Origin of the sequence: Acrocarpospora corrugata (assembly GCF_009687845.1) — a bacterium.
In the GTDB taxonomy this organism is placed as follows: domain Bacteria; phylum Actinomycetota; class Actinomycetes; order Streptosporangiales; family Streptosporangiaceae; genus Acrocarpospora; species Acrocarpospora corrugata.
In genome coordinates, this window is the sequence record NZ_BLAD01000037.1 from 143804 (window position 1) to 164817 (window position 21014).

General features: G+C 70.9%; 11 protein-coding genes. 5 read left to right on the forward strand and 6 right to left on the reverse strand.

Features of this window, described 5'->3' with window-relative positions; translation table 11 throughout:
* Positions 1 to 26 precede the first annotated feature (26 nt).
* On the forward strand, positions 27 to 2465 hold the full coding sequence (locus Acor_RS03920) for an Ig-like domain-containing protein (protein WP_155335131.1): 2439 nt from the start codon (positions 27 to 29) through the stop codon (positions 2463 to 2465).
* 32 nt (positions 2466 to 2497) lie between these two features.
* On the opposite strand, the gene Acor_RS03925 is transcribed toward Acor_RS03920, so the two are convergent.
* Genes Acor_RS03925 through Acor_RS03945 form a run of 5 tightly spaced genes read right to left on the reverse strand, consistent with a single transcriptional unit; the run spans position 2498 to position 15249 of the window.
* Complete coding sequence (locus Acor_RS03925; protein WP_155335132.1) at positions 2498 to 3859, reverse strand: condensation domain-containing protein; 1362 nt, start codon at positions 3857 to 3859, stop codon at positions 2498 to 2500.
* Positions 3856 to 6765 (reverse strand): condensation domain-containing protein, encoded by a 2910-nt coding sequence (locus Acor_RS03930; RefSeq protein ID WP_155335133.1) that lies wholly within the window; start codon positions 6763 to 6765, stop codon positions 3856 to 3858. Before Acor_RS03930 ends, Acor_RS03925 begins: the two co-directional genes overlap by 4 nt.
* Positions 6762 to 8582, reverse strand: a complete 1821-nt coding sequence (locus Acor_RS03935) for a non-ribosomal peptide synthetase (protein ID WP_155335134.1) — start codon at positions 8580 to 8582, stop codon at positions 6762 to 6764. The genes Acor_RS03930 and Acor_RS03935 overlap by 4 nt, the downstream gene beginning before the upstream one ends.
* Positions 8579 to 9964: a condensation domain-containing protein gene (locus Acor_RS03940; RefSeq protein WP_155335135.1), complete on the reverse strand. Its 1386-nt coding sequence runs from the start codon at positions 9962 to 9964 to the stop codon at positions 8579 to 8581. Before Acor_RS03940 ends, Acor_RS03935 begins: the two co-directional genes overlap by 4 nt.
* The gene (locus tag Acor_RS03945; protein WP_155335136.1) at positions 9961 to 15249 is read right to left on the reverse strand and encodes a non-ribosomal peptide synthetase/MFS transporter; all 5289 of its coding nucleotides are present in this window, start codon (positions 15247 to 15249) and stop codon (positions 9961 to 9963) included. Before Acor_RS03945 ends, Acor_RS03940 begins: the two co-directional genes overlap by 4 nt.
* 702 nt (positions 15250 to 15951) lie before the next feature.
* Here Acor_RS03945 and Acor_RS03950 point away from each other — a divergent pair.
* The 3 genes from Acor_RS03950 to Acor_RS03960 all read left to right on the forward strand — a co-directional run bounded on the left by Acor_RS03950 (position 15952) and on the right by Acor_RS03960 (position 18847).
* The gene (locus Acor_RS03950) at positions 15952 to 16176 is read left to right on the forward strand and encodes a hypothetical protein (RefSeq protein ID WP_155335137.1); all 225 of its coding nucleotides are present in this window, start codon (positions 15952 to 15954) and stop codon (positions 16174 to 16176) included.
* A 267-nt stretch (positions 16177 to 16443) separates the two neighbouring features.
* Positions 16444 to 16896, forward strand: coding sequence for a hypothetical protein (locus Acor_RS03955; protein ID WP_155335138.1), 453 nt, complete (start codon positions 16444 to 16446; stop codon positions 16894 to 16896).
* A gap of 151 nt (positions 16897 to 17047) precedes the next feature.
* Positions 17048 to 18847, forward strand: a complete 1800-nt coding sequence (locus Acor_RS03960; protein WP_155335139.1) for a protein kinase domain-containing protein — start codon at positions 17048 to 17050, stop codon at positions 18845 to 18847.
* Between the two features lie 60 nt (positions 18848 to 18907).
* On the opposite strand, the gene Acor_RS03965 is transcribed toward Acor_RS03960, so the two are convergent.
* On the reverse strand, positions 18908 to 19897 hold the full coding sequence (locus Acor_RS03965) for an ArsR/SmtB family transcription factor (RefSeq protein ID WP_155335140.1): 990 nt from the start codon (positions 19895 to 19897) through the stop codon (positions 18908 to 18910).
* A gap of 195 nt (positions 19898 to 20092) precedes the next feature.
* On the opposite strand from Acor_RS03965, the gene Acor_RS03970 reads away from it, so the two are divergent.
* Complete coding sequence (locus tag Acor_RS03970; RefSeq protein ID WP_246238408.1) at positions 20093 to 20881, forward strand: isocitrate lyase/PEP mutase family protein; 789 nt, start codon at positions 20093 to 20095, stop codon at positions 20879 to 20881.
* Positions 20882 to 21014 lie beyond the last annotated feature (133 nt).

Genomic DNA, 21014 nt, shown 5'->3' on the forward strand with positions numbered 1-21014 from the left:
GGTTGTATCCGGGGAGTGGCGGGACCATGCGGATGCGTCCGAATGGCGTGATCACCGGTGCCGACGGGATCACCCGTTATCGCACGTTCCTGGGGTCGCCTTCCACCGGTGTCACTCTCTACGGTCCCGGCGGTAGTCCGGTGATCAACACGACGATTCCCGCGATCACCACCGACCCCACCGACGTCACTCTGATCTTCCCGCACACGGTAGTCCTCTCCGGTGTGGTGAATTCGTCGTCGGGTGATCCTGTTCCGGGTATTCAGGTGAATCTCGATGGCGCGATCGGTGAGACCGGTGCGGATGGCTCGTTCACGGTGTCGGTGCCGCCGGGGGTTCACCAGATCACGGTGAATTCGATCCCAGGCGCGAGTGAAGACATTCCCAGTTTCCAGTGGGTTGGGCCGGATATCGATCTCAGCAGTGATGTGACACGGGACCTGACGCTGCCGCTGGCGGTGGTGAATGTCACGCTGGTCGATGAGTCAGGTGATCCCGTGCCGGATGTGAGCATCGGCGTCGGGGAGGTGACCGGCCTCGTTGGGTTGTATCCGGGGAGTGGCGGGACCATGCGGATGCGTCCGAATGGCGGGATCACGGGTGCCGACGGGATCACCCGTTATCGCACGTTCCTGGGGTCGCCTTCCACCGGTGTCACTCTCTACGGTCCCGGCGGTAGCCCGGTGATCAACGCGACGATTCCCGCGATCACCGCCGATCCTACGGATATCACGCTGATTTTTCCGGACACAGCGGTGTTTTCTGGTGTGGTGCGTTCGTCGTCGGGTGACCCTGTATCGGGTGTTCAGGTGAATCTAGATGGCGCGATCGGTGAGACCGGTGCGGATGGCTCGTTCAGGGTGTCGGTGTTGCCGAATGTTCATCAGCTCACGGTGAACTCAGTCGGTGCGGGCGATGAGCTTCCCAGTTTTCAGTGGGGCGCCCCTGAAGTCGATCTCAGCGACGGGGATGTGACGCGGGATCTGACGTTGCCGCTGGCGGTGGTGAATGTCACTGTGATCGACGAATCAGGCGACCCTGTATCGGATGTGGGTCTCGGTGTCGGCGAAGTGGCCAGTCCTGTCGAGTTGTTTCCCGGCAGCGGCGGGACCATGCGGGTGCGCCCGAACGGCGGGACCACCGGCACGGACGGCACCACGAGCTATCACACGTTCCTGGGCTCGGGAGCTGCCGGTGCCACCCTCTACGGTCCGGGCGGTAGTCCGGTAATCGACAGGACGATTCCAGCGGTCACCGCCAGCCCCACCAACGTCACCCTTGTTCTTGGATTGCTGACAACGACGTTGTCCGTGGTCTCATCGGCGAATCCGTCGACGGTGGGTCAGGCAGGCTCGATAACGGCGACGGTGGCCCCGGCCGTGGCGGGTTTGGGAACCCCGACGGGGTCGGTGGTGTTCACGGTGGACAGTGTCGCGCGGGAACCTGCCGTCCTTTCTTCCGGCAGTGCGAGGTTGGATCTCGCGACGCTGAGCGCGGGCACTCACGCCATCGTCGCGACGTATTCCGGTGACTCGGTCCATGCCGCCGGCACCGCTCCGCCTCTCACCCAGGTCGTCGAATCACCGTCGACCATCGCGACGGCCACGACCCTAACGACCTCGCTCAATCCGTCCACCAGCGGCCAAGACGTCACCTTCACGGCAGCCGTTCAACGTGCCGTTCCCGGGGCCGGGGTGCCCTCCGGAATGGTCACCTTCACCATCGATGGCGTGGACCAGACACCGGTAGTCCTCGGTTCGGGCCGGGCCAAGCTCAAGATCAGTTCATTGGCGGTGGGTGATCACACGATCATGGCCGCCTATGCGGGCGGTGCCGGTTATGCGGGGAGTGCCTCGGCGGCTCTGGTCCAGACTGTGACGCGGAGTCTGACCACCACGACCCTGGCGGCGTCGGTCAACCCATCGGCCAGCGGGCAGGATGTCACCTTCATGGCGAGGGTCGAACCGGTGGCCCCAGGAGAGGGAAACCCAGAAGGAACGATCACCTTCACCATCGACGGTGTGAACCAGACGCCGGTCGTCCTCGGCTCAGGCAAGGCCAAGTTGAAGATAAGTACGTTGGCGGTGGGTGATCACACGATCACGGCCGCCTACGCGGGCGGCACCGGTTATGCGGGCAGTGCCGCAGCGCCTGTGATTCAGACTGTGACGCGGAGTCTGACCACCACGACCCTGGCGGCGTCGGTCAACCCATCAGCCAGCGGACAGAACGTCACCTTCACGGCGAGAGTCGAACCGGTGGCCCCAGGTGACGGAACCCCCATGGGAACGATCACCTTCACCGTCGACGGCGTGGACCGGGCGCCGGTCGCCCTCGCCTCAGGCAAGGCCACACTCAGGATCAGCACGCTGGCCGTGGGGAACCACGTCGTCACCGCCACGTACGCGGGCACCGCCAACCACGCGGGCAGCACTTCGTCTCCGCTCACCCAGACAGTGGGGTGAGACGCGTCCCCGGCCGCGTTTCACCAGGAGAGCTAAGCGGGATACGTGAACGCGCCGATCGTCTCGGTGAACCGCTCCGCCAGACTTCGCATCGCGGGCTCCGTGAACAGGTCGGCGCTGTAGTCGAGGATGCCGGCCAGACCGTCGCCCAGCGGCCACATCTGCACGGCCACCTCGGCCTTGGTGTAGCGGGACCCCGGCCCGGGATAGAACTCGGCGGACAGGTCCCCGATATCGGGCCGGAGCATGTCGTCCTGTGGCGTGTTCTGCAGCGCGAACATCGCCTGGCACAGCGGGAGCCTGCTCAGGTCCCGGGGCAGCCGTAGCGCGGCGATCACCTTCTCGTACGGCGTGTCCGCCCGGGTCATCGCCGCGATCACGGTCTTCCGGACCCGCTTCGCCAACTCCACCGGCCCAGGATTTCCCGATAAATCCGCCCGCACCGCCAAAGTATTGGCGAACGACCCGATGATCGGCGCGTACTCGTCCTTGGAGCGCCCCGCGACCGGCACCCCCACGCAGAAGTCCTCCTGCCCGGCGACCGCCCCCAGCGTGGCCTGGAACGCCGCCATCAGCACCATGAACGGCGTACACCGCTCCCGCCGCGAGAACCGCTCCAGCCCCCGCACGGTCTCGCCGGGCACCTGGAACCGCACGGCCGCCCCCCGCCCGGTCCACCGGGCCGGCCGCGGCCGATCGGCCGGCAGGTCCAGAAAGGGAACCCCGGCCAGCCGCTCGGCCAGAAACGCCACCTGCGGCCCGGTGTCCCGCTCCCGCTCCGCCGCCGCGTACGCCGTATACGCCAGCGGCAGCTCCGGCAACTCCGGCTCCCGCCCTTCGGCCCCGGCCGCGTAACACTCGGCCAGCTCCCGCATCAGCACATCCAGCGCCCACCCGTCGGCCGCGATGTGATGCAGCACGATGCACAGCAGCATGTGCCGGTCGTTGACCCGCAGCAGCGCCACCCGCCACGGCGGCTCCACCTCCAGGTCGAACGGCCGGTTCACGAACGCGTCCACCGGCGGCGCCGGATCCCCGAGCAGCTCCCCCCGTTCCAGCGGCACCGGCCCCGGCGGCAGGACGAACTGCCGGGGCCCCGCGCCGGTCATCCGGAACCGGGTCCGCAGCACCTCGTGCCTGCCCGCGATCCGGGTGAACGCGGCGGCCAGCAGCTCCGGCCGTACGGGCCCGCGCAGCCAGACGCACCACGGCACGTGGTAGCTGGTGTCGGCGGGGTCGAACCGGCTGAGGAACCACAGCCGCTCCTGCCCGGTGGAGAGCGGCCCGGCCACGCCCTGCTTCTCGCCGAGGGTGCGCCGCAGCGCCTCCCGCCGCTCGGGCGCGACCCTGGCGAGCCGGTCCAGCAGGGCGGCCCGCTGATCCGGCGAGATCATTCCTCGGCCGCCATCTCGGCCAGCAGCAGGTCCTCCAGCACCTCGGCCAGCCCGGCCACCGTGGTCTGCTCGAACAGGGTGCGGATGGACACCTCCACCCCGATCCCGGCCCGGATCCTGGCCGCCATCCTGGTCGCCAGCAGCGAGTGCCCGCCCAGCTCGAAGAAGTCCTCGAACACCCCGACCTCGGGCACGCCCAGCAGCCCGCACCAGATCGACGCCACGAACCCTTCCGCGTCGGTGCGCGGCAGCACCCGCTCGGCGGCCCCGGTACGGCCCGGCTCGGGCAGCGCGGCCCTGTCCACCTTGCCGCCTTTGGTGAGCGGCAGCGCGTCCAGCCTGGCCCACACGGTCGGCACCAGCTGCCGGGGCAGCCGGGCGACCAGGTCGGCCCGCAGGTCGACCGGGTCGGCGGTGCCCGCGTAGTAGGCGACCAGATCGTCCTGCCGCGCGGTCACGTACGCCTGCGCCACCTCGGGATGGGCCAGCAGGTGGCTCTCGACCTCGCCTGGCTCGATCCGGAACCCGCGCACCTTCAGCTGGTCGTCCGCCCGCCCGAGGAACTCCAGCTTTCCGTCCGCCCGCCGGCGCGCCCGGTCCCCGGTCAGATACCGGCGCTCGCCAGGATTGTCCGGATCAGGCACGAACCGGCTCGCGGTCAGCCCCGGCCGCCCGAGATAGCCGCGCGCCACCCCGGCCCCGCCCAGGGCCAGCTCGCCCACCACCCCGGCGGGAGCCGCCAGGCCCTGCCCGTCGAGCACGGCCGCCGACGCCCCGGCGATCGCGGTCCCGATGGACGGCCGCCGCCACGCGTCCTCGGCGCCCAGGTCGGCGATGGTCGCGATCACCGTCGCCTCGGTCGGCCCGTAGGAGTTGACCAGCCGCACGGTGTCCCCGAACCGGTCTCGCCACTTCTCCACCGACGCCGCCATGACCTGCTCGCCGCCCAGCACCACCAGCCGCAGCGCGGGCGGCCAGGGGATCTCGTCGAGCACGTCCACCAGCCGGTGCCAGTACGCCGTGGGCAGGTCCAGCACGGTCACCTCGCGTCCCGGCGCGGACCCCAGCAGGTCGGGCAGCGTGGGCGCGCCGTCGGGCAGCAGCACCAGCGCGGCCCCGGCCGCCAGCGCCGGGAACACCTCCTCGACGTGCGCGTCGAAGCTCAGCGCCGAGAACTGCACCACCCGGTCCCACGCCCCGATCCGGTACACCTCCCGCATGCACGCCACCCGCGCCTCGACCCCGGCCCGTTCGGCGATCACGCCGCGCGGCACCCCGGTCGTCCCGGACGTGGGGATCACGTACGCCGCGCCGGAATACGTCCCGGTGCCCCCGCCCGGAGTGACGCCGTCGGCGGTGACGAGCCAGTGCGCGGGCCGGGCCAGAGACGCGATGCGGTCGTCCGGATCGTCCGGGTCCAGCGGCAGGTACGCGGCCCCAAGCCGCCAGACCGCGAGCAGGGTCGCGATCGCGTCCACCGACCGGGGCAGGCAGACGCCGACGAGCTGGCCGGACCTGACGGGCAGCGTGCCCGCGATCTCCTCGATCCTGGCGTCCAGCTCCCGGTAGGTCACCCACTCGTCCCCGCAGATGACCGCGACCGCGTCGGGCGCGCCACCGAGCGCGAACGGCTCCGCCCGTACCGGCCGGGCGAGTTCGGCGGGCACCGGATCGGCCATCACCAGCCGCGACACCCGTACCGCGGGATCGGACGCCACCGACTCCAGCAGCCGCAGGAAACGTTCTGCCAGCAGCCGGACGTCGTCCTCGTCGAACAGCCCGGTGTCGTAGTTGAACGACATCAGGATCCGGCTGCCGTCATGCCAGGCGTCGATGGTGAGGTCGACCCGGGCCTGCCGGTAGCCGTCCTCGAACCGGGTCATGGTGAGCCCGCCGAACGAGCCGTCCTTGCCCGGCGTCTGGTTGTGCAGGATGAACATGCTCGGCACCAGCGTGTCGGCGGGCTGCGCGAACCGCTCGAACGGCACCCCGGGCCGCCCGAGCGCCGCCAGCGCGTCCACCCTGGTCCGGTCGACCAGTTCGGTGAAGGCCGGATCATCGCTCAGGTCGCCGCGCAGCACCACGATCTGGGACAGGAACCCGACGATCGAGTCCAGCCCGGCCCGCTCCCGCGCGGCCACCGCCGTCCCCACCAGCACATCCCGCTGCCCGGTATGCCGGGACACCAGGGTCTGGTAGGCCGCGGTCAGCACCATGAACAGCGTCGCCCGCCGCTCCCGGCCGACCCGCTCCAGCCCGCGCACCACCGCGGACGGAACCTCCACCCGGTGGAACGCGCCCCGCCCGTTCCCCGCGCCGACCGCCCGGAACGGCAGGTCGGGCGCGGGCGGATCGGCCAGCCGCTCCAGCCAGTACGGCACCGCCCGCTCGGCCCGCCTGCTCTGCCAGCGCGCGTAGTCACTCGGCTGGATCGCCATCGGCGGCAGCTCGCCCGCCCGCCCGGCGTAGCACTCGGCCAGGTCGGCCAGAAGGATCTCCAGCGACCAGCCGTCCGCGACGATGTGATGCGGCACCAGGCAGAGCACGTGCTCCCCGGCCGAGATCTCGATCACCGAGATTCGCACCGGCGGCCCTTCCGCCAGGTCGAACGGCCGCCCGACCAGCTCGACCACCAGCTCCTCCGCCGCCGCCACGCTGGGCGCGCGCCGCCAGGACACCGCGGGCGGCGGCGCGTCGACCGCCCAGGGCACGCCCTCCTCGTCTGCGAACCTGGTGCGCAGGCTCTCGTGCCGCTCCGCGAGCTGGGCGAACGCGCGCTCCAGGGCGGGCCGGTCGAGCGGGCCGGTCAGCCGCCGTACCAGATAGAGGTTGTAGGAGGAGTTCTCCGGTTCCAGCCGTTGCAGCAGCCAGAGGCGTTCCTGCGCGGGGGAGAGGGGGGCTTTCATTGCCCGGCCGCCAGGTCGTCGAAGATGGCGGCCAGGTCCTCGGCGCTGAGCCCGTCCAGCTGGTCGCGGAGCGAGGCCACCTCGTCCAGGTCCAGGTCGTCGGGGTCGAACAGCTCCATCTCGCGGGCCAGCGCCGCCACCGTGGAATGCTCGAAGAGCAGCACGATCGGCACCGCGATGGCGAACCTGGCCTGGATCTTGGCGATGATCTGGGTGGCGGCCAGCGAGTGCCCGCCCAGGTCGAAGAAGTCGTCGTCCACGCCGATCGGCTCGGCCACGCCGAGCACCTCGCCCCAGATGGCGGCCAGCTCCCGCTCGACCTGGGTGACCGGCTCCCGGTAGGGGACGGTGCCGGCCCTGGTCCAGGCGGGCGGCGGCAGCGCGGCCCGGTCGAGCTTGCCGTTCGGGGTGAGCGGCAGCGCCTCCAGGGTGACCATGTGCGCGGGCACCATGTAGTCGGGCACGCTGCGGCGCAGCCGTTCGCGCAGCACCGGCCAGAGCGCGCCGGGGTCGGCCTCGCGCGGCACCACGTAGGCGACCAGCCGGGCGACGCCGTCCGGGCCCGGATGCACGGCCGCGGCGGCTTCGCGGACCTCGACGCCGGAGCGGAGCGCGGTCTCGATCTCGCCGAGTTCGATCCGGAAGCCGCGCACCTTGACCTGCTGGTCGGCCCGGCCCAGGTATTCGAGCCCAGCGGCGGTGCGGCGGACCAGGTCGCCGGTGGCGTACATGCGGGCGCCTGGGCGGGCGCTGTACGGGTCCGGCACGAACCGGGCGGCCGTCATCGCGGCCAGGCCGCGGTAGCCGCGGGCGACGCCGGCGCCGCCGATGTGCAGTTCGCCCTCCTCGGCGGGGTCGCCGCCGGGGCCGAGCACGTAGAGGCCGGTGTCGCCGACCGGGTCGCCGAGGGCGACCGGCGCGGGGGACGGGGCCACCGTGCCGGCCGCCGACCAGACGGTGGTCTCGGTCGGGCCGTACACGTTCCAGAGCCGGGCGCCGTCGGCCAGCAGCGCGTCGGCGAGGTCGCGGGGGAGCGCCTCGCCGCCGCACAGGCGGATCGCGACATGCTCCGGCACGCCGCCCGATTCGAGCAGGATGCGCCACCCGGCCGGGGTGGCCTGCATGACCGTCGCGCCCTCGGCGACCGCGCGGGCCCGCAGCGCCGGGCCGTCCGACGTCTCCGCCGACGCCGCGATCACCACCCGGGCCCCGCAGGTCAGCGGCAGCAGCAGTTCCAGCACCGAGATGTCGAACGACAGCGTGGTCACCGCCAGCCAGACATCGCCGGGGGCCAGCTTGAGCGTGTCCGCGAACGACTCGAGCAGATGCGTCACCGCCCGGTGCGGCACCGCCACGCCCTTCGGGCGGCCGGTCGACCCGGAGGTGTACATCAGGTACGCGAGATCGCCGTGCGGCCACACCCCCGGCTCGGCCAGCTCGGGGGAGATCCCGTCGTCGCTGATCGTCAGCACCTCGGGCACGCCGGCCAGCAGCCGCTCGTCCACGCCCGGCTGGGTCACCACCAGCCGGATCCCGGCGTCCTCCCGCATCAGCCGCAGCCGGTCCTCCGGGAAGGCCGGGTCCAGCGGCACGTACGCGCCGCCGGCCGCCCACACGGCCAGCACGGCGACCAGCATCCCGGTGGTCCGCTCCAGGCACAGCCCGACCGGCTGCTCCGGGCCGACCCCGCGCCCGCGCAGGATGGCGGCCAGCGCGGCCACCCGGCGGTGCAGCTCCGCGTAGGTCAGGTCGCCGCCGGGGCCGCTGACCGCGACCGCTTCGGGAGTCAGGTCGCGCCATCGCGCTATCAGGCTCATCGTTTGCCTTTCAGATGGGATAGGCGCAGGTCCGGGTGGTTGCCCGCCCAATGGACCAGGCCGCTGAACATCTCCCCGAAGAGGCGGCCCGTCTCGGCCGAGAACAGGTCGCTGTTGTACTCCAGCCAGCCGCCGACGCCGTTCGCGTCCCGGTAGATCTCGCCGAAGACCTCCGCCCTGGCCTGGGTGACCCGCAGCGGCTCGCACGTCTCCACCCGCAGGTCGCCCAGCGTGGTCCGGAACAGGTCGGCCTTCGGCAGGTCGTGGGTCAGGTTGAAGACCACCTGGCAGAGCGGCGGCCGGCTCAGGTCCCTGGCCGGCTGCACCGCGTTGAGCACCCGCTCGAACGGCGCGTCCGCGTTCTGCAGCGCCCGCATGAACGGCCCGCGCGCCCGGCGCAGCAGCTCGCGGAAGGTCGGGTCGCCGGACAGGTCGGCGCGCAGCGCGATCGTGTTGGAGAAGCAGCCGATCAGCGGCGCGAACTCGGCCCGGCTCCGCCCGGCCACCGGCACGCCGACGCAGAAGTCGTCCTGACCGGCCAGCAGGCCCATGCTGGCCTGGAACGCCACCACCAGGGCCATGAACTGGGTGCAGCGCTCCTCGCGGGCGAGCTCCTCCAGCCGGGTGGTGGCGTCGTCGGGCACCGCGACGTACTCGCGGACGGCAGGTCCGCTCCAGCGTTTCGGCCGGGCCATGTCGACCGGCAGGTCCAGCACCGGCACGCCGGTCAGCCAGCGCGTCCACCAGTCCAGCCGCTGCTGGTCCTGGCGTTTCCGCTCCCACACGGCGAAATGCCGGTACTGCAGGGGCAGCGCCGCCAGCACGGGCTCCCGGTTCTCCCGGTAGGCGGCGTAGCACTCGGCCAGCTCGCGCATCAGCACGTCCAGCGACCAGGCGTCCGCGGCGATGTGGTGGATCACCATGCAGAGCAGGTGCGCGTCCCCGTCCTCGATCAGCGCCACCCTGATCGGCAGGTCCCTGCTCAGGTCGAACGGCCGGTTGACGAACCCGGCGACGGCCGCCTCACCGCCCGGCATGCGCTCCACCGGCACCTGCTCGGGCTCGCGCACCACCTGTCCCGGCCGGTCGTTGCGGAGCAGGAACCGGGTCCGCAGCACCTCGTGCCTGGCCACGATCCGGGAGAATGCCCAGACCAGTCCCGCGTGGTTCACCTCGCCGTGCAGCCGGACGTGCCACATGATGTGGTAGCCGGTGTCGGCCGGGTCGAACCGGCTCAGGAACCACAGCCGCTCCTGGCCGGAGGAGAGCGGCCAGGCCATCCCGTCCGCCTGCTCGGCCAGCGACCTGAGCAGCGCCTCCCGCCGCGCGGGCGGCAGCCCGGCCAGCCTCTTCACCAGCTGGGTACGATCCTCTGGCGTCATGGCGCGACCTTCTCCAACCGGCTCTTCAGCGCCTCGGTGCCGACCAGGTCGTCGGGCACCGCGTCCGGCACCTCCTCGTCGAAGCGGGCCAGCGTCCTGATCCGGAGCGCGGTCACCGCGATGATCCCGATGGCCAGGCCGCAGACCAGGTAGAGCAGCCCGATGCCGCGGTCCGGGCCCAGGCCGGTGGCCACGCCGATGTGCTTGAACAGCTCGGACCCGTACGGCACCACCACGATGTAACCCACCGGCAGGGTGGACCACGCCACCAGGGTGTTGAGCGCGATCACCCGGCCGTGGAACCGCTGCGGGACCTTGACCTGGATGATCGTCGCGTACTGGCCGTTCACCAGGGTCAGGAAGAACGCCATCCCGAACGCGCCCAGCGCGATCACGGTCAGGTCCGACCGCGCGCCCGCCACCTCGGCGAACACCGCCAGCCCGAGCGTGGCCAGGAACACCCCGCGCAGCCGGTGCCGGCGCGGCCCGCCCCACACGGTCATCACCAGGCCGCCGAGCAGGCCGCCGATCCCGCCCGCCAGCGAGACGCTGGCGATGTCGGCCAGGGTCGCGAACGACAGCACCAGCGGCGAGAACATCAGGAACAGCGGTGACAGGAACACGTTCAGCACCGCGAACCAGAGCAGCATGGACCGGAAGTTGTAGTTGCCCCACGAGTACCGGACGCCGTTCGCGATCTCGGTCAGCAGCCCTTCCCTGCGCCGCCACGCCATCGTGCGGGGGAACCGGACGAACGCCAGCACGATGGTCGCGAACAGGTAGCTGATCACGTCCAGGGCCAGGATGCCGCCGAGCCCGATCACCGACATCAGCCCGACCGCGAGCAGCGGCACCAGCAGCATCGAGGAGCCGGTGACGGTCGCCACGATCCCGTTGGCGTGCCCGAGATACTGCTTGGGCACCAGCTGCGGGATGGCTGAGATGTAGGCGAACCGCTGGAACGTCAACGACAGCGACAGCGCCACTATCAGCGGATATATGTGCCAGACCTCAAGATTTCCGGTCCAGGCGAGTATGCCGAGGATCAGCTGCACCCCGCCCGCGCACAGATCGCCGATCATCATGATGGTGCGGCGGTCGTAGCGGTCCACGATCGCCCCCGCGAGCGGCGACACGAGCATGCCGGGAACCAGCCCGAGCACCGCGAACATGGTGAAGTTCGCCAGCGAGCCCGTCGTGATGTAGATCCACACCGGGATGGCGAAGTCCGTCAGCGCCGAGCCCGTCCACGAGACGAGCTGCCCGGCGGCCACCACGAAGAACCGGCGCATGCTCGGCTTGGGCCCGAGCAGCAGCCCTTCCTCGTCCGCCTCGACGTCCGCGCGGGACAGCCCCTGAAGCCACCAGGTCGACCGTTCGGTACGCCGCAGCGGCTCGGTGGCGTCCGCCGCGATCGCGACATGGGTGCCGGTGACGATCGCCGCCAGCTCCTCGGCGCGGTACTTCAGGTAGAAGTGCCCGGCCTCGTCCAGCACCACCCCGGCGGCGACGTCGCTCAGCAGGTGCCACTCGCGGTAGCGCTCCTGGTAGAACTCGCAGGCCGGGTCGCGTTCCCCGGCCACCGAGATGACGGGGGCGCGCAGCCGGTCCATGCCCTGCTCGAACAGGTTCGTGAAGTACTGCTCGGCCTCCCTGGTGCCCCTGCGGCGGTTCTCGATGACCAGTTTGAGCTGGGCCGGGTCGAGGTCTTCCAGGTCCAGGCCGGCGGACCGCAGGGCGTTCGCCCAGATCTGGTCGCTGCGCAGGCGTTCCATCACCCGGGAGAGCCCGGCCAGGCGGCCCTTCGGGCGGCCGAACGGGAAGATGCCGCCCAGGTAGATCGCGGCCACCTCGCGGCCGGCGGCCTCCAGCTTGCGGGCGATCTCCACGGTGAGCATCACGCCCAGGCCGCAGTGGCCGTACAGGACGAGCGGGCCGGTGACGTTCGCCAGGATCTCGGCCACGCAGCCGTCGGCGACCTCAGGGATCGGGCGGCCCTGTTCGCCCAGCTCGTGGCCGGGGACGGCGATGGACAGCAGCTGCCAGTCGTCCGGCATGACGTCGGCGAGCGGTTTGTAGATGACCGCGCTGCCGCCTCCGTAGGGGGCGCAGACGAGGGTGCCCCTGGTCGTCTTCCTGGGGGGTGTGAAGCGGTGCAGGAAACGTTTCGGGCCGCTGTCGCCGGTGTCAAGGAGCCGGGCCAGGTCGCGTACCGTGCGGTGTTTGAACAGGTCGAGGACGGTCACGGTGCGGTGCGGGGCGGCCTTGCGGAGGCGGGCGATCACCCGCATCGCGAGCAGGGAGTGGCCGCCGAGGTCGAAGAAGTCGTCCAGCGCGCCGACGTTCTCGACGTTCAGCAGGTCGGCCCAGATGGCGGCCACCGTCTGCTCGGAGCCGGTGGCCGGGGCCACGTACTCGGCGGTGGCCGGGGCGAGGTCGGGGAGCTGGTCCCGGTCGATCTTGCCGTGGGATTTGAGGGGGAGCTCGTCCAGCCAGACGAACTGGGCGGGGATCATGTACTCCGGCAGGGTCCGGGCCAGGCGGTCGCGTAGCTCCTCGTCGGGGACGGGGTCGCCGGTGAGGTAGGCCACCAGGCGGCCGTTGCGGGGGACGACCACGCACGCGCCGCCGATGACGGCCTCGATCTCGGCGGGTTCGACCCGGTATCCGCGGATCTTGATCTGGTGGTCGCGGCGGCCCAGGAACTCCAGATCGCCGGACGGGAGCCAGCGGGCCAGGTCGCCGGTGCGGTACATGCGCGCGCCCGGATCCCCGTAAGGGTCGGGGACGAAGTGCTCGGCGGTCAGCGCGGGCTGGTTCAGGTAGCCGCGCGCCAGGCGGTCGCCGCCGAGATAGACCTCACCGGGGACGCCCACCGGGAGGGGGCGGAGGTGGCGGTCCAGGACGTGGACGCGCGCGCCGGGGAGAGGGTTGCCGATCGGCAGCGTGCCTTGGTGGGCGCCTTCGATCCGGTATGTCGTGACGCCGACCGTGGCTTCGGTCGGGCCGTAGTGGTTGACCACCGGGCAGATCCGGGCGAGCTCGGCCGCCCACCCGCTGTCGGCCGCTTCGCCACCCAGAATCAGCATTTTTCGTGGTAACAGTTCGGCTGCCGGTGTGTCGGCCGAGAGCGCCGCCAGATGAGACGGCGTGATCTTGAGGTAGTCCGCCGGCCGCTTCCGGAAATATGCGGATAAATCGGGGCCTGCCGTCCGGGACGGGATCAGGTCCAGAGTGCCGCCGGTCATCAGGCACAGGTAGAAGACCGTCACCGCGAAGTCGAACGCCAGCGACTGCAACAGCGCGTACGACGCGCCCGGCTCGACCCCGAGACGTTCGTGCACCCCCGCCAGATAAGTCATGACCTCGCGATGCTGGACGGCGACGCCCTTCGGCCGCCCGGTCGTCCCCGACGTGTAGATCACATACGCCAGATCCCCGGGCGACGGTGCCTCACCCCGCCACAGGTCCCCGCCCGGCGGGGCCTCCCCGATCAGGACCGGACTGACCCCGTCCGGCAGCCGATCGAGCAGCGCGCCCTCGGTGACCACCAGCTCGGCCGCCGCGTCCGACAGCACGAACGCCAGCCGATCCTTCGGATGCTCCGGATCCAGCGGCAGATACGCCGCCCCCGACTTGAGCACCCCCAGCACCGCGACCGCCGACTCCACCGACTGCTCCAGGCAGATCCCCACCCGATGCCCCGGCCCGGCCCCCAGCCGCCGCAGCCGATCCGCCAGCTCCTCCGCCAGCCCGTCCAGCTCCGCGTACGTGAGCGACTTCGGCCCCGACACGACGGCCGTGGTCAGGGGCGTACGGGCGGCCTGAGCGGAAATCGCCTCGTGTAGCGTTCCCGCGGTCGTGAAAGGCGCGGGCGGCTCACTCGCCCCGAAGGCCAGCACCTCGGCGGTCTCCTCCGCCGGCACCAGGTCCAGCGCCGAGATCCGCGCGTCCGGATTCGCCACGATCGACCGCAGCAGCTTTCGGAAACACGCGTTCAACCGCTCCATCGTGTCGTGCCGGAACAGCGCCGTGGAGTAGATGAACGTCCCCGTCAGCCCGCCCGGCGTCTCGAACAGATACAACGCCAGCTCGAACCGGCTGGAAACCGTCGGAACCGGGAACGCCTCCAGCGTCAGCCCCGGCGTGCGCAGCCAGCTCGACCGGTAGTTGTGCAGCGCGAACAGCACCTGGAACACCGGCGGCCGGGAAACGTCCCGCTCCACCGCCAGCTCGGTCACCAGCCGGTCGAACGGCAACTCCTGGTGCGTGTACGCGTCCAGCGCCGTCTCCCGGGTCCGCGCCAGCAGCTCGGCGAACGTCGGATCCCCGGACAGGTCCGCCCGCATCGGCAGGGAGTTAATGAAAACCCCCACCATGCGCTCCAGCTCCGGCAGGTCCCGCCCCGACACCGGCGACCCGACCGCGAAGTCCTCCTGGCCGGCGAACCGGGCCAGCAGCACCTGGAACGCGGCCAGCATGGTCATGTACCTGGTCGCGCCGTGCCCGCGCCCGAGCAGGGTGAGCGCCTCGGTCAGCTCGGCGTCGATCCCGATGTCGCAGGCCGCGCCCTCCCAGCGCTGCTCCGGCGGGCGCGCGAAGTCAGTGGGCAGGTCCAGCGGCGGCACCCCCGCCAGCTGACGCCGCCAGTAGCCGAGGTCCTTCTCATGGGAGCGGTCCCGCTGCCAGCGCGCGTAGTCGCCGTACTGCACCGCGATCGGGGCCAGCCGCGCCTCGGTCCCCGCCCGCCTGGCGGTGTAGAGCGCGAACAGCTCCTCCATCGCGATGTCGCAGGACCAGCCGTCGGTGACGCTGTGGTGCATGGACAGCAGCAGCACCGACTCGTCCCCGCCGAGCCTGATCACGACCACCCGGATCAGCGGCCCGCGCTCCAGGTCGAACGGCCGGTCCAGCTCGTGCCGCAGCCGCGCCAGGTCGTCGTCCACCGAGAACTCGGCGTCGGGCCCGTCCAGGAGGACCTCGGGCTCGCCGTCCTCGGTGGCCGCGAACCGCATCCGCAGGGCTTCGTGCCGGGCGGTCAGGTCCCCGAGCGCGGCGGCCATCAGGTCCTCGTCGATGGCGCTGTCCACCCGGACCGCGAAGGCGACGGTGTAAACCGGCGTATCCGGCGCATACTGCTCCAGGAACCAGAGACGCTCCTGCGCGTATGACATCGGCGGCGAGGTGCCCTCGGGCCGTCGCTGGATCGACAGGGCCGCCGCGCCCTGCCTGAACCGCTGGGCGAGCCGGGACCGCTGGGCAGGCGAGAGCTCAGCCCGCGTCACGGCATGGTCCCCGAACGAACTTCACGGGCTCTAACCACTGGGAGCGCTCCCATCTTGCTCTGTACGGTTGTACTCTTCCGCGGTGGCCATTAACGGCAGGCCGAAAACGCAGCCCACGAAATCTGGCCGAATTCCATCGAACCCGCGACAGCCGAAGGGATCGTGGGAACGCTCCCACCTCGAACAGGTGGGACTTGGCGCGAGTTCTCCGCCACGGTATACATCACCCGCCCCCAGAGCCACCTGTTAGCGGAAGAACTTGCCGGTGTTCCCTGCGGGGTATTCCGATCTGGGACGATCGCTCAGACCGCCGCCCGGCGAGACGGAGTCGAACACCGAGGGCGTGAAAGTTTCATGCGCCGCACCGGGAAACGCCGCCACCATCCGTACCGGCCACCGCCGGCGTGCCGACTCACCGGCTGCCGATTGGCTGGACGCCCGGGGGAAGCCGGGCCTGTTCCTGAGCGTCCAGAAAGGCCTTGACAACGGCGGCGTCCGAGCGGCGCCTGATCCGTTAATCGAATCAGCGCGGCGCGGACGAAGCTGGTCGACCTTGGCAACGGGGAACACGGACCCGCCTCAGACGGCGCGTCGAAAGGCGCGAGGTCCCGTGGACCTGCCCGCCGGGCATGTGTCGGACGGCGGCCATCGTGGTGACCGTGGCCATGATGAGCCGGAGCGGGACCTGTCTAGTCTGACCGCATGTCTTCTTCTGTTCGCGTTGAGGTCGACGGCGAGGTGTTCGATGTCGTTGCGCGGGGGGATCGCCCCGGCCAGTACGACTACGCATGGATCTCAGGGCCGAACCCCGGATATGGCTTCGGCTCGGCGCGGTCCGACGGCGGAGCGTCAACCATGGCCGACCATGAGGCGGCGATCCGCAGCTTCCTGGCACAGGTCGATCCCGAGACGGGCTACATCGAGTAGGGCTGAAGCCGGTTGATCATGTTGGGCCGGGCCTAGTCAGGCTCGCTGGGCGTCGTGTGACGGCCAGGACGTGCGGCTATGGAACGCCCGGGAATCGTCCGGATCGGCGCTGTCGAGGCCGGCGTTCTCCCGTGACGGCCGCCTTCTGGCCTCCGGGGGAGTGGGTGGTCAAGGTCGATCTCCCCCAGATCGAAGGTTTTGGGCAGGAAGCGCGGGTAGGGCCATTAACAGGACAAAGCCGGATATATCCCGTGGGGAGGGTGTTTCATGGCCGAGACTGATTCGGAGATGACGCCGGTAGAGCCGGTTACGGCGGGGAAAGTGGGCGCGCGGCGGGCCGAGATAGGGCAGCAACTGCCCGACAGCGTGTCAGGCTCGCTCAACGTTCCGCAGGTCCGCCCGGCGGCGGCCACCCGGCCCGAAGCGGCGACGCCGTCCACCGCCGACCCGGGCGACGTGGACTGGCCGCGGGCGCAACCGCCACGTCGGCCGGACGTGGCCGACGACCGGCCGGAGGGCGCCGAGCGCATGGACGCCGCCCACCCGTACACCCAGGCGGGCGAGCCACCGCCTCCCGCTCTCTCCGCTCTCTCCGACGCTCTCGCGGCGACCCCCGCCGAGGTGTCGCCGCACAGAGGCGGACACCGCCTCGCGACCGCGACCGCCGTCGCCGCGGGCCTGCTCGCGATCCGCACTCTGATAGGGCGCCGCAGAACCTAGAACTTCGCCGCTTCAGGATGAGCGGGCACCGTGTGATGAAGTACGGTTTGACCCGCCAGAACCTGCTCGCATAGGGAGAAACCGTGGCGGAGTGGTCCTTCGAGCGCGTGAACATCGCGCGCGGCATCACCCCGGCCGCGGGACCGGCGAAGTGACCCTGCTCGCCGACCGATACCGGCTCCTGTCACCCATCGGCCAGGGCGGCATGGGCACGGTCTGGCAGGCCATGGACGAACTGCTCCGCCAGGAAGTCGCGATCAAGGAAGTCCTGCTCCCGCCCGACCTCGGCGAAGCCCAGCTGGTCGAGATGCGCGAGCGCACCCTCCGCGAGGCGCGCGCCGCCGCCCGCCTGCGCTCCCACCCGTCGATCGTGACCGTCCACGACGTGGTCCTAGACGGCGGCCGCCCCTGGATCATCATGGAACTGATCCGCGGCCAGTCACTCGACAAACTGGTCCGCACCAGCGGCCCGCTCCCGCCCCAGCGGGTGGCCGCGATCGGCCTGACCATGCTGGACGCACTCAACGCCGCCCACGCCATGGGCATCCTGCACCGCGACGTGAAGCCCGGCAACGTGCTGATCACCGACCAGGGCCGGGTGCTGCTCACCGACTTCGGCATCGCGACGGTGCAGGGCGACGCGCAGCTCACCCAGACCGGCGTGCTGAGCGGCTCGCCCGGTTACATGGCCCCGGAACGCCTGCGTGGCGAACCGGACGGACCGATGGCGGACCTGTGGTCCCTCGGGGCCACGCTGTACACGGCCGTGGAAGGCAGCACCGCGTTCCATCGCGAGAACAACGCCGCGGTCATGGCCGCCGTGCTGATGCACCAGCCGCATCCGATGCGCCTGGCGGGTCCGCTGGCCCCCGTACTCGCCGCGATCCTGGAGAAGGACCCGGCCCGTCGCTGCCCACCCGGCTACGCCGCCGCCCAGTTCCAGGCGATCACCGGAGGCAGCGCCCCCACCACCCCCGCCGGCCCGGCTATCCAGCCGGGCCACTTCGCCCCCGCCGGTCCGGTTGTCCGGCCTGGTCACCCCGCCTCCGCTGGTTCCGGGGGTCAGCCGGGTCAGTACGCCTCGGCCGGTTCTGGTCACCCGGCCCCTGCCGGTCCCGGGGGTCAGCCGGGTCAGTACGCCTCCGCCGGTCCCGGTCGCCCCGCCCCCGCGGGCCATCCGGGTCATTTTGCGTCCACCGGGCCCGTTGGTCAGCCGAGCCACCTCGCTCCCACCGGTCCGGCGGGCCAACCGGGTCGCTTTATCCCCGCCGGCCAGCCCGGTCACCTCGCTCCCGGCGGTCCCACGGGCCCCACTAATCTGTCCGCGCCCAAGAGCACCTCCGCCACGCCGTACATCGTCGGCGGTGTGCTGGTGGTGACGCTGCTTGCGGGTGTCGGCGTCGTCCTGTGGCGCGGCGACCTGCTCCCGTCCTTCACCGCGACCCCCGAAACGACCACCGAGGCCACCTCGCGCGGCACCGCCGACCCCTCGGCGGACCCTCGCACGCCGCCCGTCCTGCTCAAGGGCAACCCCGAAGCCTGCGACCTGCTGACCCCCGCCCAGTCCCGGGTCCTGCTGGGCGGCCCGGTCAAGCGCCAGTTCCAGACCCACGACTCGTGCATGTGGACGGGCCCCAACGCCGCGTTCATCAACCTGCAGAAGACCCAGTTCACCGCCACCGACACCACCCAGTCGATGTTCGACATGACCAAGGCGACCATGATGGACGAGCCCAAACGCTACCCGGGCACCCAGCTGAGAGCCACGAAAACCGTCGGCGACGCCACCTACAGCTGGACTCGCCGCGAAACCGGCTACCACCAGACCACGGTCATGTTCAAAACCGCCAACGTCACGGCGTCCCTCTACTATTCGGGCCCGAAACCGGGTTTCACCACCGCCGACCGCGCCGCGAAACTCGTCAACGCCGCAATCCTGGCCGCCCACTGACATTCGGGGAACGCGCCCACGTGCTCACGTGTGCGGGCCGAAGGGGTGGCCATCACGGGCTCACGCGTGCGCGGCGAGCAGGGCGTCGGCGAGTCCGGTACGCGCGTACAGCACCGAGCGGCCCACCCGGTGAGTGCTGGTCAGCCCGGCGGCGCGCAGCGCGGTGAGGTGCTGGGACACGCCCGCCGCGGAAAGGCCCGACCGCTGGGCGAGTTCGGTGGTCGACGTGGGTGAGTCCAGCTCAGCCAGGATCAGCGCCCGGGAGCGGCCGATCACGGCGGCGAGCGTTTCCGGGTGCGTACGCGTCCGGGGCTCCCACAACGTGCCGATCCCGCGCGCCGGGTAGGCGAGCTGGGGCGGCTCCGACCTGACGGACCTGGTCAGTACCCGCGGCCAGGCGAACACGGACGGCACCAGGAGCAGCCCCGCCCCCGTCTCGATCCTGGTGATGTCACAGTCCCGCTGCACCAGCTGGAGGCTGCCGCCGTCCCAGCGCACCGTGTGATGCAACTCTTGTAGCACCCGGGCGGTACCCCGCTCGGCCACCTGGCGGCCCCGGTGGAAGATATCCGCCTCCAGCACCGAGCGGATCCGGTCCCAATAGGGCGCCATCGCGAGCCGCCAGTAAGCCTCGATCTCCGCGACGATCCTGGGCAGGTGGGCCGGAGGGTTGTGGTGCAAACTCCGCAACCGCGGAGACAGCTGATTGTCGCGCTGGGAGGCCAGTCGGTCGAGGTCCCGCCGTACCAGCTCGGGGTCGGTGGCCTCGATGGCGGCCAGCTCTTCGGAAAGGCCGGGGGAGGCGGTCGCGGGTGCCGGATTCAGGAAGTCGGGCAGGTGGCCGGCGGGCGGAATCATGTCGGCCAGCCAACCGCGGTCGAGACCCGCGGCGGCGAGCCGAGGCCGTACCTGATCGGCCCAGCCGCGGTGCGGTTCCGGCACCGCTGAGGCGGCCAGTGCTCTGAAGCTGGTGACGACCTCCCACATTGGCGTCACAGCGAACCGGGTTTCGGCCAGATCATTCACCGAAAAGGTCAGCCGCGCCTGCATATCGCCCCCATCGCCCGATTCGGTCTCAGCTTAATGAATGGACTCCCGGCGCTTCGCCCAGCAGCATCTCCGAGGCGGGCGCCCATGATGCCAGGTGCCGAACAGCGAACGACGCGAAGGCGGTCATGCACCATGTCTGTTGACATTCCCTCCCTCTCAGCCGATGCCACGGCCAAGGCCCTACTGTTCCGTACCTTGAGCCGCGAATCCGTACTGGTGCTGCCCAACGCCTGGGACGCCGCCAGCGCGGCCGTGATCGCCGCGGCCGGCGCCACGGCGATCGCGACCACCAGCGGCGGCGTCTCGTGGTCACTGGGCCGCGGCGACGGGCAGCAGGTCAGCCGGGGTGACATGGTGGCGGCCGCGCGGCGCATCGTCGACTGCGTCGACCTGCCAGTGACGGTCGACGCCGAGGGAGGGTACGGCCCTGCCCCGGCGGATGTCGCCGCGACCGTGCGGGCGATGGTCGAGATCGGCGTGGTGGGCGTCAACCTGGAGGACTCCACGGCCGCCGGCGGCCCCCTGTTCGACCTCGCCGAACACACCGCCAGGCTGCGCGCCGCCAGGGAGGCCGCAGCCGCGGCGGGCCTGCCGGAATTCTTCATCAACGCGCGAACCGACGTCTTCCTTTTCGCGATCGGCGCACCCTCCGGCCGCCTGGCTGAGACGCTGACGCGCACGGCGGCCTACGCCGACGCGGGAGCCGATGGCATCTTCGTCCCCGGCCTGCTCGACCTGGACCTGCTGAGCACTCTCTGCGCCGAATCCCCGCTGCCGGTCAACGCGATGGCCATCCCGGGCGGACCGACCGTCACCGAACTCGCGAACGCCGGCGTACGCAGGATCAGCCTGGGCACCGGCCTGGCCCAGGCCGCCTACACCGCGACCCGCCGAGCCGCCGAGGAACTCCTCACCACAGGAGGCCTCACGACGCTGAACAACTCCCTGGACTTCTCCGAACTCAACGCCCTGTTCCACCGCTGACGGGAAAGCTCCGACGCGGAGCCGGTTAGGTCGCTCGATCTGACCCAGCCGGCCGGTTCCGGCACGCGTTCGGCATCCTCCATCTCCCGGCTTTCCGCCAGACCGAGGAATCGAGCAGGGCGAAAATGGCGGC